This is a genomic window from Janthinobacterium sp. 61 (assembly GCF_002846335.1).
In the GTDB taxonomy this organism is placed as follows: Bacteria; Pseudomonadota; Gammaproteobacteria; order Burkholderiales; family Burkholderiaceae_D; genus Janthinobacterium.
Window position 1 is genome coordinate 3,023,875 of the sequence record NZ_PJMQ01000001.1, and the last position, 13,365, is coordinate 3,037,239.

General features: G+C 62.1%; 11 protein-coding genes. 8 read left to right on the forward strand and 3 right to left on the reverse strand.

Translation table 11 applies throughout. From position 1 onward, the window contains the following. Window positions 1–85: 85 nt before the first annotated feature. Complete coding sequence (hrpA, locus tag CLU92_RS13825; RefSeq protein ID WP_180338517.1) at window positions 86–4,324, reverse strand: ATP-dependent RNA helicase HrpA; 4,239 nt, start codon at window positions 4,322–4,324, stop codon at window positions 86–88. Window positions 4,325–4,381: 57 nt separating this feature from the next. Between hrpA and argA the strand changes: the two genes are divergently transcribed. Then, a complete protein-coding gene (gene argA, locus CLU92_RS13830; RefSeq protein ID WP_046685875.1) occupies window positions 4,382–5,692 on the forward strand; it encodes an amino-acid N-acetyltransferase in 1,311 nt (436 codons plus the stop codon). Window positions 5,693–5,739: 47 nt separating this feature from the next. Here the strand turns inward: argA and kdsA are convergent, their stop codons facing one another. Next, window positions 5,740–6,585: a 3-deoxy-8-phosphooctulonate synthase gene (gene kdsA, locus CLU92_RS13835; RefSeq protein ID WP_071075913.1), complete on the reverse strand. Its 846-nt coding sequence runs from the start codon at window positions 6,583–6,585 to the stop codon at window positions 5,740–5,742. Window positions 6,586–6,804: 219 nt separating this feature from the next. Here kdsA and CLU92_RS13840 point away from each other — a divergent pair, with 219 nt between their 5' ends. Next, on the forward strand, window positions 6,805–7,077 hold the full coding sequence (locus tag CLU92_RS13840) for an oxidative damage protection protein (RefSeq protein ID WP_034750797.1): 273 nt from the start codon (window positions 6,805–6,807) through the stop codon (window positions 7,075–7,077). 122 nt (window positions 7,078–7,199) lie between these two features. Beyond that, on the forward strand, window positions 7,200–7,808 hold the full coding sequence (locus CLU92_RS13845; protein WP_373918933.1) for a DUF6622 family protein: 609 nt from the start codon (window positions 7,200–7,202) through the stop codon (window positions 7,806–7,808). A 20-nt stretch (window positions 7,809–7,828) separates the two neighbouring features. Here CLU92_RS13845 and rpiA read toward each other — a convergent pair whose 3' ends face one another. Then, entirely contained in the window at window positions 7,829–8,506 is a 678-nt protein-coding gene (rpiA, locus tag CLU92_RS13850; protein WP_101482345.1) for a ribose-5-phosphate isomerase RpiA, read from the reverse strand. Window positions 8,507–8,712: 206 nt separating this feature from the next. Here rpiA and CLU92_RS13855 point away from each other — a divergent pair, with 206 nt between their 5' ends. The 5 genes from CLU92_RS13855 to CLU92_RS13875 all read left to right on the forward strand — a co-directional run bounded on the left by CLU92_RS13855 (window position 8,713) and on the right by CLU92_RS13875 (window position 13,202). After that, a complete protein-coding gene (locus CLU92_RS13855) occupies window positions 8,713–9,081 on the forward strand; it encodes a response regulator (RefSeq protein WP_101482346.1) in 369 nt (122 codons plus the stop codon). A gap of 2 nt (window positions 9,082–9,083) precedes the next feature. After that, on the forward strand, window positions 9,084–9,710 hold the full coding sequence (locus tag CLU92_RS13860) for a chemotaxis protein CheC (RefSeq protein WP_101482347.1): 627 nt from the start codon (window positions 9,084–9,086) through the stop codon (window positions 9,708–9,710). A gap of 5 nt (window positions 9,711–9,715) precedes the next feature. After that, a complete protein-coding gene (locus tag CLU92_RS13865; RefSeq protein ID WP_166674708.1) occupies window positions 9,716–10,687 on the forward strand; it encodes a sensor domain-containing diguanylate cyclase in 972 nt (323 codons plus the stop codon). A 149-nt stretch (window positions 10,688–10,836) separates the two neighbouring features. Next, window positions 10,837–12,504: a sensor histidine kinase gene (locus CLU92_RS13870; protein ID WP_101482349.1), complete on the forward strand. Its 1,668-nt coding sequence runs from the start codon at window positions 10,837–10,839 to the stop codon at window positions 12,502–12,504. After that, window positions 12,501–13,202, forward strand: a complete 702-nt coding sequence (locus CLU92_RS13875; protein ID WP_243857966.1) for a response regulator transcription factor — start codon at window positions 12,501–12,503, stop codon at window positions 13,200–13,202. The genes CLU92_RS13870 and CLU92_RS13875 overlap by 4 nt, the downstream gene beginning before the upstream one ends. Window positions 13,203–13,365: the final 163 nt, after the last annotated feature.

A 13,365-nucleotide genomic window follows, 5' to 3' on the forward strand; every position in this document is an offset into this window, starting at 1 on the left:
TAATCCGACACCACCAGCGACACCGCACCACCGTCGCGCCAACGATGGCGTCGGATTACGCGTGGCTTCGCCCTGCTAATCCGGCCTACCGCTGCATCGATTCCCATACCTTTTGCAACCGTTTCGCCGACACCGGCATCGGCGTACGCAATTCCTGCGCAAACAGGGACACGCGCAGCTCTTCGAGCATCCAGCGGAACTCGACCAGTTTCGGGTCCGTGTTCTTGCCGGCCTGGCGGTCCTTGGCCTGGCGCAAGTATGGTGCGGCCGCCGATTGCCATTCGGCCATGAGCTTGGTGTCGCGCGCGGGGTCGGCGCGCAGCTTTTCCAGGCGCACGTTGATCGCCTTCAGGTAGCGGGGGAAATGCGCCAGCTGCGTGTACTCGTTTTCCGTCAGGAAGCGTTTATGCACGAGTCCCTGCAGCTGCGACTGGATATCGGTCGCCGCAGCAGCGGGAATATTCTGCAGGCGCTTGGGCAAGCCGTGGAATTCCGTCAGCACTTGCGACAGCAAACGGGCGATTTCATTGACCAGCAACACGAGGCGCGACTTGCCCTCCGCCTGGCGCTTGGCGAACGAGGCGGCGTCCAGCGGCAGCGGATCTTGCAAACAAGCAATATCAAGCGCCTTGTTGGTGATTTGCTCGCGCAACTCTTCCTGCGAACCCAGGGCCATGAACTGCATGCCCATCTGCTGCAAGCCGGGAATGCTTTTCTCGACGTACTTGATCTGCTCCTTCATTTGCAGCGCAAACAATCGGCGCAAACCGATCTTGTGCGTGCGCGCGGCCACGGTCGGGTCGTCAAACACTTCCAGGTCGCAATGCGTGCCCTTGTCGACCAGCGCCGGGAAGCCGATCAGGGTCAGCTTGCCCTGCACGATTTCCAGCAATTCCGGCAATTCGCCAAAGGTCCAGGCCGTCAAGCCCATGTGCTGCGAGACGGTGGCATTCGGGGACGCCGGCGCCGCAGCGGCAGCCGCTCCCTTGGCCGGCGCGCCGCCCTTGCCTGTTGCCGCGTTGGCGGCGGCACCCTGGGCTTGCGCCTGCAGCCGCGACGCCACTTGCGCGCCCGCCACATTGGCACCGGGCGTGCCCGTGCCGGACACGCCCGACACTTCGGCCAGCTTCTGGAAACTCTGGCGCGCCTGGCCGCCGAATTCCGCCTGCAGGGTGGCCAGGTTGCGGCCCATGTCCAGCTGGCGGCCATGCTCGTCGATCACCTTGAAATTCATGAAGTGATGGGCAGGCAGGGTTTCCGGCTTGAAGTCCGTCGTCAGCACATTGATCGTGATTTGCGTGCGGATGTCGAGGATGATGGCGTCGATCAGGTCACCCCGGCCAAACACGCCCGCCTCGTGCACGCGCTCGCAGAATTTCGCCGCATAGTCAGGCAAGGGCACGCAGTGGCGACGCAGCTTTTGCGGCAAGGACTTGAGCAGCAGATGCACTTTTTCCTTCAGCATGCCCGGCACCAGCCATTCGCAGCGTTCGCGCGGCAACTGGTTCAGCGCATACAGCGGCACGCTCAACGTCACGCCATCGCGCACGCTGCCAGGCTCGAAGTGGTACGTCAGACCCATTTCCAGGCCCGTCACGGACATGGTTTTCGGGAACAGATCCGTCGTCACGCCTGCCGCCTCGTGGCGCATCAGCTCTTCGCGGTTCAAATACAGCAGCTTCGGATTGTCGCGCGTGGCATCCTTGTGCCATTTTTCGAAACCGGCGCCATTGCACACGTCGGCCGGCAGCAGCTTGTCGTAGAAGGCGGCGATCAGTTCATCGTCGACCAGCACGTCCAGGCGGCGCGATTTGTGCTCAAGGTTTTCGATGTCCTTGATCAGCTTGTGGTTGTGCGCAAAGAATGGCGCGCGCGTGTCGAAGTCGCCGCCGACGAGCGCATCGCGGATGAAGATTTCGCGCGCTTCCGGCAAGTTGAAATTGCCGTAATTGATGCGGCGCTGGCTGTACACCACCAGCCCATACAAAGTCGCCCGTTCGGACGCCGTCACTTGCGCCGAACGCTTTTCCCAACGCGGCTCGCCCCACGATTTCTTCAGCAGGTGCACGCCCACTTTTTCCAGCCACTCGGGCTGGATCTGCGCCACGCAGCGCGCGTACAAACGCGTCGTGTCGACCAGTTCGGCCGCCATGATCCACTTGCCCGGCTTTTTCAGCAGCGAGGAACCGGGCCAGATGTGGAACTTGATGCCGCGCGCGCCCAGATAGCCCGCACCCGGCTCGTCCTCGCCCTTGAAACCGATATTGCCCAGCAAGCCGGTCAGCAAGGCCATGTGCAAATTATCATAGGTAGCAGGTGCTTCGTTCAGGCGCCAGCCCTGTTCCTTGACGATGGTCAGCAACTGCGAGTGCACGTCGCGCCATTCGCGCAAGCGCATCTGCGACAGGAAATTCGTGCGGCAATTGTCCTGCAGCTGGCGGTTGGTTTTCTTGTGCTCGATGGCAGACTCGAACCAGCGCCAGATTTTAAGATAGCTCAAGAATTCCGACTTTTCATCGGCAAACTTCTTGTGCGCCTCGTCAGCCGCCTGCTGGTGCTCCATCGGGCGGTCGCGCGGGTCCTGCACCGACAACGCGGAGGCGACGATCAGTACTTCCGTCAGGCAGGCGTTATCCAGCGCGGCCAGGATCATGCGGCCCACGCGCGGGTCCAGCGGCAGCTTGGCCAGCTTGTTGCCCAGCGGCGTCAGTTTATTGACTTCATCGACGGCGCCCAGTTCCTGCAGCAACTGGTAGCCGTCGGCCACCGCGCGCGCCAGCGGCGGCTCGATGAAGGGGAAGGTTTCCACGTCCGTCAGGTGCAGAGATTTCATGCGCAGGATGACGGCCGCCAGCGAGGAGCGCAGGATTTCCGGCTCCGTGAATTTGGGCCGCAGCAGATAATCCTGCTCTTCATACAGGCGGATGCAGACGCCATCGGCCACCCGGCCGCAACGGCCAGCGCGCTGGTTGGCGGCCGACTGGGCGATCGGCTCGACCTGCAGTTGCTCGACCTTGTTCCGATAACTGTAGCGCTTGACCCGCGCCAGGCCCGCGTCGACCACATAGCGGATGCCGGGCACGGTCAGCGAGGTTTCCGCCACGTTGGTCGCCAGCACGATGCGGCGCGCATTGCTGGTCTTGAACACGCGCTCCTGCTCTTCGGCGGACAAACGGGCGAACAGGGGCAAAATCTCCACATGCGGCGGATGGTGTTTGCGCAGCGCTTCGGCGCAGTCGCGGATTTCGCGCTCACCGGGCAAGAACACCAGCACGTCACCCGAGCCGATGCGGCACAGCTCTTCCACGCCATCGACGACGGCATCCATCAGGTCGCGCTTTTCGCGCGCGGCGGCGGTGCGCTGGCCCGGCTTGTCGGCATTGCTGCCTGCGCCCGGCATGGCTACCTGCTCGCGTTCCACGGGGCGGTAGCGCACTTCCACCTGGTACAAACGGCCCGACACTTCGATCACGGGCGCCGGCTTTTCCGGCGTGCCGAAATGGCGCGAGAAGCGTTCCGCATCGATGGTGGCCGAGGTGATGATGATTTTTAAATCGGGGCGGCGCGGCAGCAGCTGTTTCAGATAGCCGAGCAGGAAATCGATGTTCAGGCTGCGTTCGTGCGCTTCATCGATGATGATGGTGTCGTAATTTTTCAACAACGGGTCGGTCTGCGTCTCGGCCAGCAAGATACCGTCCGTCATCAGCTTGACGGAGGCGCCACGGCTCAGGGTGTCGGTAAAGCGCACCTTGAAACCCACCGTTTCGCCCAGCGGCGTTCCCAGCTCCTGCGCGATGCGCTTGGCCGTCGAGGAAGCGGCGATACGCCGCGGCTGCGTGTGGCCGATCATGCCCTTCTGGCCACGTCCCAGTTCCAGGCAAATCTTCGGCAACTGCGTCGTCTTGCCGGAACCCGTCTCACCCGAGACGATGATGACCTGGTTTTCCATCAGGGCCTTGGCGATTTCGGCGCGCCGGCCCGAAACGGGCAAGTCTTCCGGATAGGTAATCGGCGGCAGCGGATTGCGGAATGCCTTTTCCGCCTCGCGCGCGGCGCGGGCAGCGTCACGGCCCTCGCGACTCTCGCGCTCTTCGCGGCTAGCCTGGTCATTGCGCGGCGCCTGCCCCTCGCGCGGCGGGCGCGGCGCGCGCTGCTGCTGTTGCTGTTTCTGCTGTTCCGTGCGTGGCGCCTGCGGCCTTTGCTGGCTCACGGGCGGGCGCTGGCGGCCCTGCGCAGGCGCGGCGGCAGGCGTGGAAACATCCCCGCTGGCGGGCACATTTGCAACGGAGGAAGGAGGGGAAGACTTATTGCTGGCTGAAGACATTGTTTTTTTACAGGTATTTTAAGCGCGCACATCGCGCAGCGAATTATAATGCGCTTAATGGAAAACCCTACCCAATTCGTCCAATGGCTGCGCTCGGTCGCGCCCTACATCCACGCCTTTCGCGGCAAGACCTTCGTGGTCGCCTTCCCCGGTGAACTCGTCAGCGCCGGGGCGCTGCAGGTGCTGGCCCATGATTTGTCCCTGCTACATGCGCTGGACATCAATGTCACCGTTGTCTACGGCTCGCGGCCGCAGGTAGCGGAACAGCTGGCCTTGCGTAACGTCGAAGGCCGCTTCCACAATGGCGTGCGCATCACGGACATCGCCGCGCTGGAATGCGCGAAAGAGGCCGCCGGCGAACTGCGCCTCGATATCGAGGCCGCGTTCAGCCAGGGCTTGCCGAACACGCCGATGTCGCATGCGGCCATCCGTATCATTTCCGGCAACTTCATCACGGCGCGCCCGCTGGGCGTGATCGATGGCGTGGATCTGGAACTGACGGGCATCACGCGCAAGGTCGACGCCGAAACCATCCATTCCATCCTCGGTTCGGACGGCCTGGTGCTGCTGTCGCCGCTGGGATTCTCGCCCACGGGCGAAGCATTCAACCTGACCATGGAAGACGTGGCCTGCAGTGCCGCCATCGCCCTGCACGCGGACAAACTGATTTTCATCACGGAAACGCCGATGATGGAAGACGCCACGGGCGTGGAAATCCGCGAACTGTCGTCGCACCAGGCCGAAGCCGTGCTGATGGCCGGTTTCCTGCCGGATGCCACTGCGTTCTACCTGAAACATTGCGTCAAGGCATGCCACAACGGCGTCGAGCGCTCGCACATCGTGCCGTTCTCGATGGACGGTTCGGCCCTGCTGGAATTGTTCACCCATGATGGCGTGGGTACCATGATCAGTCATGAAAACCTGGAAAGCCTGCGCCAGGCCACCATCGAAGACGTGGGCGGCATCATCAAGCTGATCGAACCGCTGGAAGCGGACGGCACCCTCGTCAAGCGAGGCCGCGAGCTGATCGAGCGCGAAATCGATTATTTCTCCGTCATCGAACATGATGGCGTGATCTTCGGCTGCGCCGCCCTGTATCCCTTCCCCGCGCAAAAGATGGCGGAAATGGCATGCCTGACCGTCAACCCGGAAGTGCAAGCCCAGGGCGACGGCGAGCGTATCCTGAAACACATGGAGAACCGCGCGCGCGCCGCCGGCCTGAACAAACTCTTCGTGCTGACCACGCGCACCTCGCACTGGTTCAAGAAACGGGGCTTCGTACCGGCCACCGTCGACGATTTGCCGAAGGACCGCCAGCATATGTATAACTGGCAACGTAAATCCCAAGTGCTCATCAAGACACTGTAAAACTGAAAAAGCCCGGCATGCCGGGCTTTTTCATTACTTAAACAGGATTACTTGATATTCAGCGGTGCGAACGATTTCACCAGGTCGTCGAGCGCCTTCAATTGCGCCAGGAATGGTTCCAGCTGGTCCAGCGGCAAGGCGCTCGGGCCGTCGCAGCGGGCGTTGTCGGGGTCCGGATGGGCTTCCAGGAACAGGCCGGCGATGCCGACGGCCAGGCCGGCGCGGGCCAGGTCCGCCACTTGCTGGCGGCGGCCACCCGAGGCGGCGCCACCGGGGTCGCGCTGCTGCAGCGCGTGCGTGACGTCGAAGATGATAGGCAAGTCGTCACACGTTTTCTTCATGACGCCAAAGCCCAGCATGTCGACCACGAGGTTATCGTAGCCCAGGCAGGTGCCGCGGTCGCACAGGATCAATTGGTCGTTGCCCGCTTCCTTGAATTTCTCGACGATATTGGCCATCTGGCCAGGGCTCAAAAATTGCGGCTTCTTGATATTGATGACTTTACCGGTTTTCGCCAGGGCCACGACCAGGTCCGTCTGGCGCGCCAGGAAGGCGGGCAATTGCAGCACGTCCACCACTTCGGCCACTTGCTGCGCCTGCCACGGCTCATGCACATCGGTAATCACGGGCACGCCAAACGCCGCCTTCACATCCTGGAAGATGCGCATGCCTTCTTCCAGGCCCGGACCGCGGTAGGAATGAATCGATGAACGGTTGGCCTTGTCGAAACTGGCCTTGAACACATATGGAATGCCCAGTTTTTGCGTCACGCGCACATATTCTTCGCAGGCGCGCATGGCAAGATCGCGCGATTCGAGCACGTTAATGCCGCCAAACAGCACGAAGCTGCCTGTATTGCTGACATCGATGCCATGGACTTTCACTGAGGTCATAGGGATTCCATATTGGTTAATTGTTATTACTTACCGTGAAGAGGCGCAGCCAGCGGCTGGCGCGATAAGGCATCTTACTAGCTGGGGCGGCGCAGATCAAATTTGATCCAGCGCAAGGGGCCGGCAAACGGCGCGTGGCCTGGCCGCGACTGCCCCGCGAGGGCAGGCGCAAAGTGCCTTATAATCACGCTTTACCTCTATACTGATTCAGGAGCACAGATGGCCCGCACGATCCACTGCATCAAACTCAACAAGGAAGCCGAAGGACTGGATTTCCCACCGTACCCGGGCGAACTGGGCAAGAAGATTTACGAATCGGTGTCGAAAGAAGCGTGGGCCGCCTGGCTCAAGCACCAGACCATGCTGGTCAATGAAAACCGCCTGAACCTGGCCGACGCGCGCGCCCGCAAATACCTGGCCACGCAAATGGAAAAACATTTCTTCGGTGATGGCGCCGATGCGGCCATGGGCTACGTGCCACCAACGGAATAAGTTTTATCGCTTGCCCGTGACCACGTCACGGGCAGTTTTACCTGCGTTTCACGCCCTCCCCCGCCGTTTCACGGCACCTCATCCCCGTTTCGTCGCAAGCGCCTCGCCGACCCTGCCGCCGGCTGGCACAGTACGTCCATCGACAACTTCATTCCAGGGCGGACACCATGTTGCAGCAAATCTTCAGCCACACTCCCCTCTACGTCTGGGTCATCCTGGGATTTCTCGTCTACCGCGGCGTGCTGGCCAGCCGCGCGCGTGAAGTGACCTTGCGCAAGCTGTGCATCATTCCCCTGGTCATGCTGGCCCTGTCCCTGAGCGGCGTGTACGGCAGCTTCGGCCTGGCCGGCATTGCGCCATTCGCCTGGACCGCCGGCGCCCTGGCCGGTGCGGCGCTGGCCTGGACGCTGGTCGATACAAACAAGATCGTGCCCATTACCGAGCGGGGCAGCGTGCGGCGCCCTGGCAGCTGGGTACCATTGATCTTGATGATGAGCATCTTCTGCATGAAATATGCGGTTGCCGTGACCCTGGCCATCGCCCCGGCGACTGCCCATGCGACCGGCTTCGTCGTGCCAGTCTGCCTCGCCTACGGCAGCTTCAGCGGCATCTTCCTCGGCGGTTTGCTGCGCACCGTGGCCGTGTACCGGGCGGTGCAAACGGAAGGCTGGGGTCAGACCCGGCGGGGGAATGCGCCCCAGTGGGGCGCATTCCGATCACGCGGTGACTGACCCCGGATTTCTGCTACGTATCAGTATGCCAACGTCCGCACGCCTTCCGGCGTGCCCAGCAGGCAAACGTTGGCGCCGCGCACGGCGAACAAGCCGACGGCGATGACGCCGACGATCTGGTTGATCTGCTGTTCCAGCGCCACCGGGTCGGCGATCTGCAAGCCCAGCACGTCGATGATTTCGCCACCGTTATCAGTGATGAACGCTTCGGTGCTGCCGGCCTTCAGGCGCAAGCGGGGCGTGCCGCCCAGCGCAGCCAGCTGGCGCGATACGGCGGCGCGCGCCATCGGCACCACTTCCACCGGCAGCGGGAAGGCACCCAGGGTCTCGACGAGCTTGGAGCCGTCGGCGATGCAGACGAACTGCTTCGCTACGGAAGCCACAATCTTTTCACGCGTCAATGCTGCGCCGCCGCCCTTGATCATGGCGCCGCTGGCCGTGATTTCATCGGCGCCGTCGATGTAGACGGCGATCGACTCGACGTCGTTGAGGTCGAAGACGGCAATACCATGACCGGCCAGGCGGGCAGCCGTCGCTTCGGACGACGCGACGGTGCCCTTGATGGTGTCCTTGATCTTGGCCAGTTCATCGATGAAAAAATTGGCGGTGGAACCGGTGCCGACACCGATGATTTCACCCTCAACCACATAGGCTATGGCGGCGCGGGCTACGGCTTGCTTCAATTCGTCTTGGGTCATGACATTCAGGCTAAAGTGGGGAATGGCGCTATTTTAACGGATTGCCGGCCCGGCTAGCCGGCCATGGTGACCGGCCATTCCATTTGATACAACAGGCAAGTGGGAAAAGCTTGCCATAGGGCAATTCCCCATTCAATTACTCTCTATGGCCCTTAAAATATGCGAAAATGGAGCGATAGCCCGATATGACGTTTCAGGAATAGCCAATGAATCACAGTAAGCAGGTACTTGTTGTCGATGACAGCAGGGTTTCACGTTTGATGTCGCATCAGTTCATCCTCAGTAAACATGCCGACTGGCAAGTGATTGAGGCGGCGACGGGTGAAGAAGCCCTGGAAAAAGTCAAGACAGCCAGCCCTGCCCTGATATTACTGGATGTCAACATGCCTGGCATGGGCGGCGTGGCGGCGGCGGAACAATTGCGCGCGCTGTGCCCGAAAACACACATCATTCTCGTCACGGCGAATGTGCAAAACGCCATCCGCAACCGCGCCAGCGAACTGGGCGTGGGCTTCATGGAAAAACCCATCACGGAAACCCGCATCCATCAGCTGATCGAATCACTGGGACTGTGAGCATGGTCAATCTCTCCGAACTCGAAAACGATGCCCTGGTAGAGATATTCAACATCGGGGTAGGCCATGCGGCCGCCTCGATGAGCGAGATCGTCAACGAAGAAGTCACCATGTCGGTGCCGTCGATCACCTTCCTGAACCGTGCCGACGCGGCCGCCCTGCTGGGCAGCAAGAAGGATGGCGAACGCATCTGCGGCGTCAGCCAGCATTACGATGGCGCCTTCGCCACCGAGGCCATCCTGATGTTCCCGGAAGACAAGAGCCTGGAAATCGTGCGCCTGATGGTGGGCGACGCCATGCCGCTGCAGGAACTGACGGAGATGGAACAGGAGGCGATGAGCGAAATCGGCAACATCATCCTCAACTCCTGCGTGGGTACCCTGGCCAACCTGTTCGACAGCGAACTGCATGGCTCGCTGCCCCTGTACCACGTGGGCACCAGCGCAGAAATCCTGTCATCTTTCGGCGGCCACGATGACGACGCCGTCGTGCTGATGCTGCATATCGACTTCGTGCTGTCCCGGCACCAGATCCACGGCTATGTCGCCTTCGTGCTCGACCTGTCCGCCTTGCACGACCTGAAGCAGCAGGTCAGCCACTATCTGGCCAAGGTACTGGGACAGGCGTGACGATCATGCCGGATGCCTTACACCGACTCGCCCTGCTCGAGAGCATCATTGGCGCCGTGAACCTGGGCGCCATCGTGCTCGATGAGCAGCACCGCATCGTGCTGTGGAACCACTGGATGAAGCGCCACTCGGCGTGCCCGGCCGACGCCGTGCTGGGCCAGGACTTCTTCACCGTCTATCCGGAACTGCGGCACAAGCGCATCGATTCGGCCATCACCCAGGCCCTGCGCGACAATTTCCAGTCTCTGCTGTCGCAAACCCTGCACAAGGCGCCATTTGCCCTGTATACGCATGGCACGGCCGCTGGCGCGGTGGAAGGCCAGGAACGCATGCAGCAAGCCATCGCCGTCACCCCGATCAATTTACCCGGCTCACCGCGCCACTGCCTGATCCAGATCAATGATGTCACCATCGCTGTGGGCCGCGAAAAGCTGCTGCGTGAACAGGCCATGGTCTTGCGGTCGCAAACCTTTTCCGACGGCTTGACGGGCATCGCCAACCGCCGCCACTTCGACGTGGCGATCGAGAAGGAAATGCGGCGCGCCATGCGCACGGGCAGCCCCCTGTCGCTGCTGATGATCGATATTGACCATTTCAAGGATTACAACGACCATTACGGTCACCAGCAAGGCGACGACTGCCTGATCCGCGTGGCAGCCGAACTGGCCGCCATGCTGCAGCGCCCCACCGACCTGCTGGCGCGCTATGGCGGCGAGGAATTTGCCGCCATCCTGCCCGACACCGACGCCGCGCAGGCGCTGCGCATGGCCCAGGCGATCCGTGAACGGGCGGCAGAGCTGCGTATTCCGCATGCCAAGACGGGCGATGAGGTCAAGCACATCACGGTCAGCATCGGCATCGCCACGCAGCACCCGCAGCAGCAACTGGCCACCTCCGCCCTGATCGGCGCCGCCGACCGCGCCCTGTACCTGGCCAAAGGCGCCGGGCGCAACAGGGTCATGGTACAGCCACTGTAGGAAAGCAACGCCGTTACGCAATTCCAGTAGACAACTTTACGGCGGATGCGTAGACTCATATGTGATTGCAGCAAAAACAACAAGAGTTTATCTGCGGTATCCATTCAAGCGCATGCGCCGCTCCTGCGCGGATACGCCCAGGAGTGCTTGTGAACCTCGACCTGCCCCTCAAATCCCGTCTGCCGGGCACCGGCCTGGATACGACCATGGTCAATGGCATGCGCCTGCTGTTGTCCAGTGCCACCTTGCTGACCCTGTTCATCGACCCCGAAAGCGCAGGCAAGCTGAGCAAGATCACCTGGCTGATCTTTTCCGCCTACACCATGCACAGCCTGCTGCTCTACGTGCTGGCCCTGATGAACTTCAGCCTGCCCCAGGACATCTTGCTGTACTGGCTGGACGTGGCCTGGTATGCACTGATCGTATTCTCCAGCAGCAACCACAACAACCTGTTTTTCCTGTTTTTCTTCTTTGCCATCCTGACCTCGTCGTTCCAGCGGGGCTTCGAGGAAGGCGCGCGCATCACCCTGGCTTCGGCCGGTCTGTTCGCCGCCACCGCCCTGTTTAGCGAAACGAATGCGGAACTGTCGCGCCTGCTGCTGCGCACCACATTCTTGCTGGCACTGGGCTACATGATCGCTTACTGGGGCGGCTCGGCCATCACGCAGCGCAGCCACCTGGCGCTGCTGCGCGATGTCAGCCAGCTGTCCAATCCGCGCTTCGGGGTCGACCAGACCATTAGCTCGGTGCTGGAAAAAACCCGAAGCTATTTTCATGCCCGCAGCTGCCTGCTGGCGATGCAGGACAAGGGGGCGCCGCACTGGTCGCTGCGCAGTGCCGTGCATACGGGAACGGAGCTGGTCACGACCAGCGCCATCCTCAGCGATGAGGCGGCCAGCCCCTTGCTGGCATTCCCGCCCGAAAAGATCGTGCTCTACAACCGCCCCCTGTCCAGCTGGCTGCCGTGGACAGGCGGCGTGCGTACGCTGGACGCGGACAGCGGGCGCTGGCTGCGGCATGGCGATATGGCCGGCGCCAGCCTGGCCGAGCTGCTCGAAGCGCATTCCTTCATCAGCGCGCCCTTGCCTTTGCGCAATGGAACGGGCCGCCTCTACATCGTTTCCAAGACCAGCCTGAGCAAGACCGACGCCCTTTTCCTCAGCCATATCGGCGCGCAGGCGTTTCCCGTCATTGAAAACATCGAACTGCTCGACCGCCTGGCATCGCAGGCAGCCTCGCGCGAACGCGAAAAGATCGCGCGCGACCTGCACGACACCGCCATCCAGCCGTATATCGGCTTGCGCCACGGCCTGGCCGCCCTGCGCAATGATGCCCTGCCAGGCAACCCCCTGTTGCCTGAACTGGAAAAACTGATCCTCATGTCGGGCCAGGTGATCGCCGACCTGCGCAGCTATGCGCGCACCTTCAAGAACGGCCAGGTGCAAAGCGAGCCAGAACTGCTGGTGGCGCTGCGGCGCCAAGCGGCGCAGATCCACGAATTCTATGGCATCGACATCACCCTGCATATCGAGGGCGACCTGCGCATCAACGACCGCCTGGCAGCCGAGGTATTTCAGATCGTCAACGAAGGCATGAGCAATATCCGCAAGCATACGTCGGCACGCCACGGCGCCGTCAAGCTGACGTGCGCGCAAGGCGCGCTGCACATCAGCATCGACAACGAGTGCGCGGCCGCGCACGTGCCCGATTTCCTGCCCGACTCGCTGGCCGAACGCGCCGCCGCCCTCGGTGGCAGCGCCAGGGTCACGCACAACACCTTGGGCAACACCTCCGTACAGATCGAGATCCCCATATGAATGAATTACGCCACATGCCACCGGCCAGCCATACCATCAGCGTCATGCTGGTGGACGATCACAAGACCATGCTCTGGGGCCTGGAGCGGCTGATCGGCGGCGAGCACTCGGGCATGCGGGTGGTCGCCACGGCGTCCGACAGCGCCGAGGCGCTGGAGCAGGCGAAGGCGCTGCAACCGGATGTGATCGTACTGGATCTGGACTTGGGCGGCGTCAGCTCGCTGGCCATCCTGCCTGCGCTGGCGCAGTGCGGCAGCACGCGCGTGCTGGTGCTGACGGCCAGCCACGATCAGGCCGTACTGGACCAGACGGTACTAAAAGGCGCGCGCGGCATCGTCAGCAAGGATGCGCCGGCAGAAATGGTGCTCAAGGCCATCGAAAAGGTGTATCACGGCGAGCTGTGGCTGGAACACGCAATGCTGGGACGCATGCTGACGCAGCTGACCCAGCCCGGCGGCGGCTCGGCGCAAGCCATCGCCGTCGCCAGCCTGACCCTCAAGGAAAGAAAGATCATCGCCGCGCTGGTGCACGGCAGCGGCACGCCGGCCAAGCTGCTGGCGGACCAGCTGTTTATCTCCGAACACACCTTGCGCAATCACCTGACGTCGATCTACCGCAAGCTGGGCGTGTACAACCGCCTGGAACTGTACGCCTACGCCACCAAGCACCAGCTGGGCGAATTGCCGCCCGGCGCCTGACGCCGCAATCCCCCAGGACGGCCACAGCACGGCCGCGCACTCCCTCCCCGCCGCCCCCTTCGCCAACCACCGGCACGGCCGTTGCCTGCGCGCGCCAAACTCAACCATGACAATTGTCACGAAAAAAACAAGCAGTTCCTCCTTGCAATAAAAGGAGGTTCTT

Coding starts and splice junctions, on each gene's coding strand:
- rpiA (WP_101482345.1), bottom strand. CDS start 8,506: ATGACCCAAGACGAATTGAAGCAAGCCGTAGCCCGCGCCGCCATAGCC.
- CLU92_RS13840 (WP_034750797.1), top strand. CDS start 6,805: ATGGCCCGCACGATCCACTGCATCAAACTCAACAAGGAAGCCGAAGGA.
- kdsA (WP_071075913.1), bottom strand. CDS start 6,585: ATGACCTCAGTGAAAGTCCATGGCATCGATGTCAGCAATACAGGCAGC.
- CLU92_RS13860 (WP_101482347.1), top strand. CDS start 9,084: ATGGTCAATCTCTCCGAACTCGAAAACGATGCCCTGGTAGAGATATTC.
- CLU92_RS13875 (WP_243857966.1), top strand. CDS start 12,501: ATGAATGAATTACGCCACATGCCACCGGCCAGCCATACCATCAGCGTC.
- CLU92_RS13865 (WP_166674708.1), top strand. CDS start 9,716: ATGCCGGATGCCTTACACCGACTCGCCCTGCTCGAGAGCATCATTGGC.
- hrpA (WP_180338517.1), bottom strand. CDS start 4,324: ATGTCTTCAGCCAGCAATAAGTCTTCCCCTCCTTCCTCCGTTGCAAAT.
- CLU92_RS13855 (WP_101482346.1), top strand. CDS start 8,713: ATGAATCACAGTAAGCAGGTACTTGTTGTCGATGACAGCAGGGTTTCA.
- argA (WP_046685875.1), top strand. CDS start 4,382: ATGGAAAACCCTACCCAATTCGTCCAATGGCTGCGCTCGGTCGCGCCC.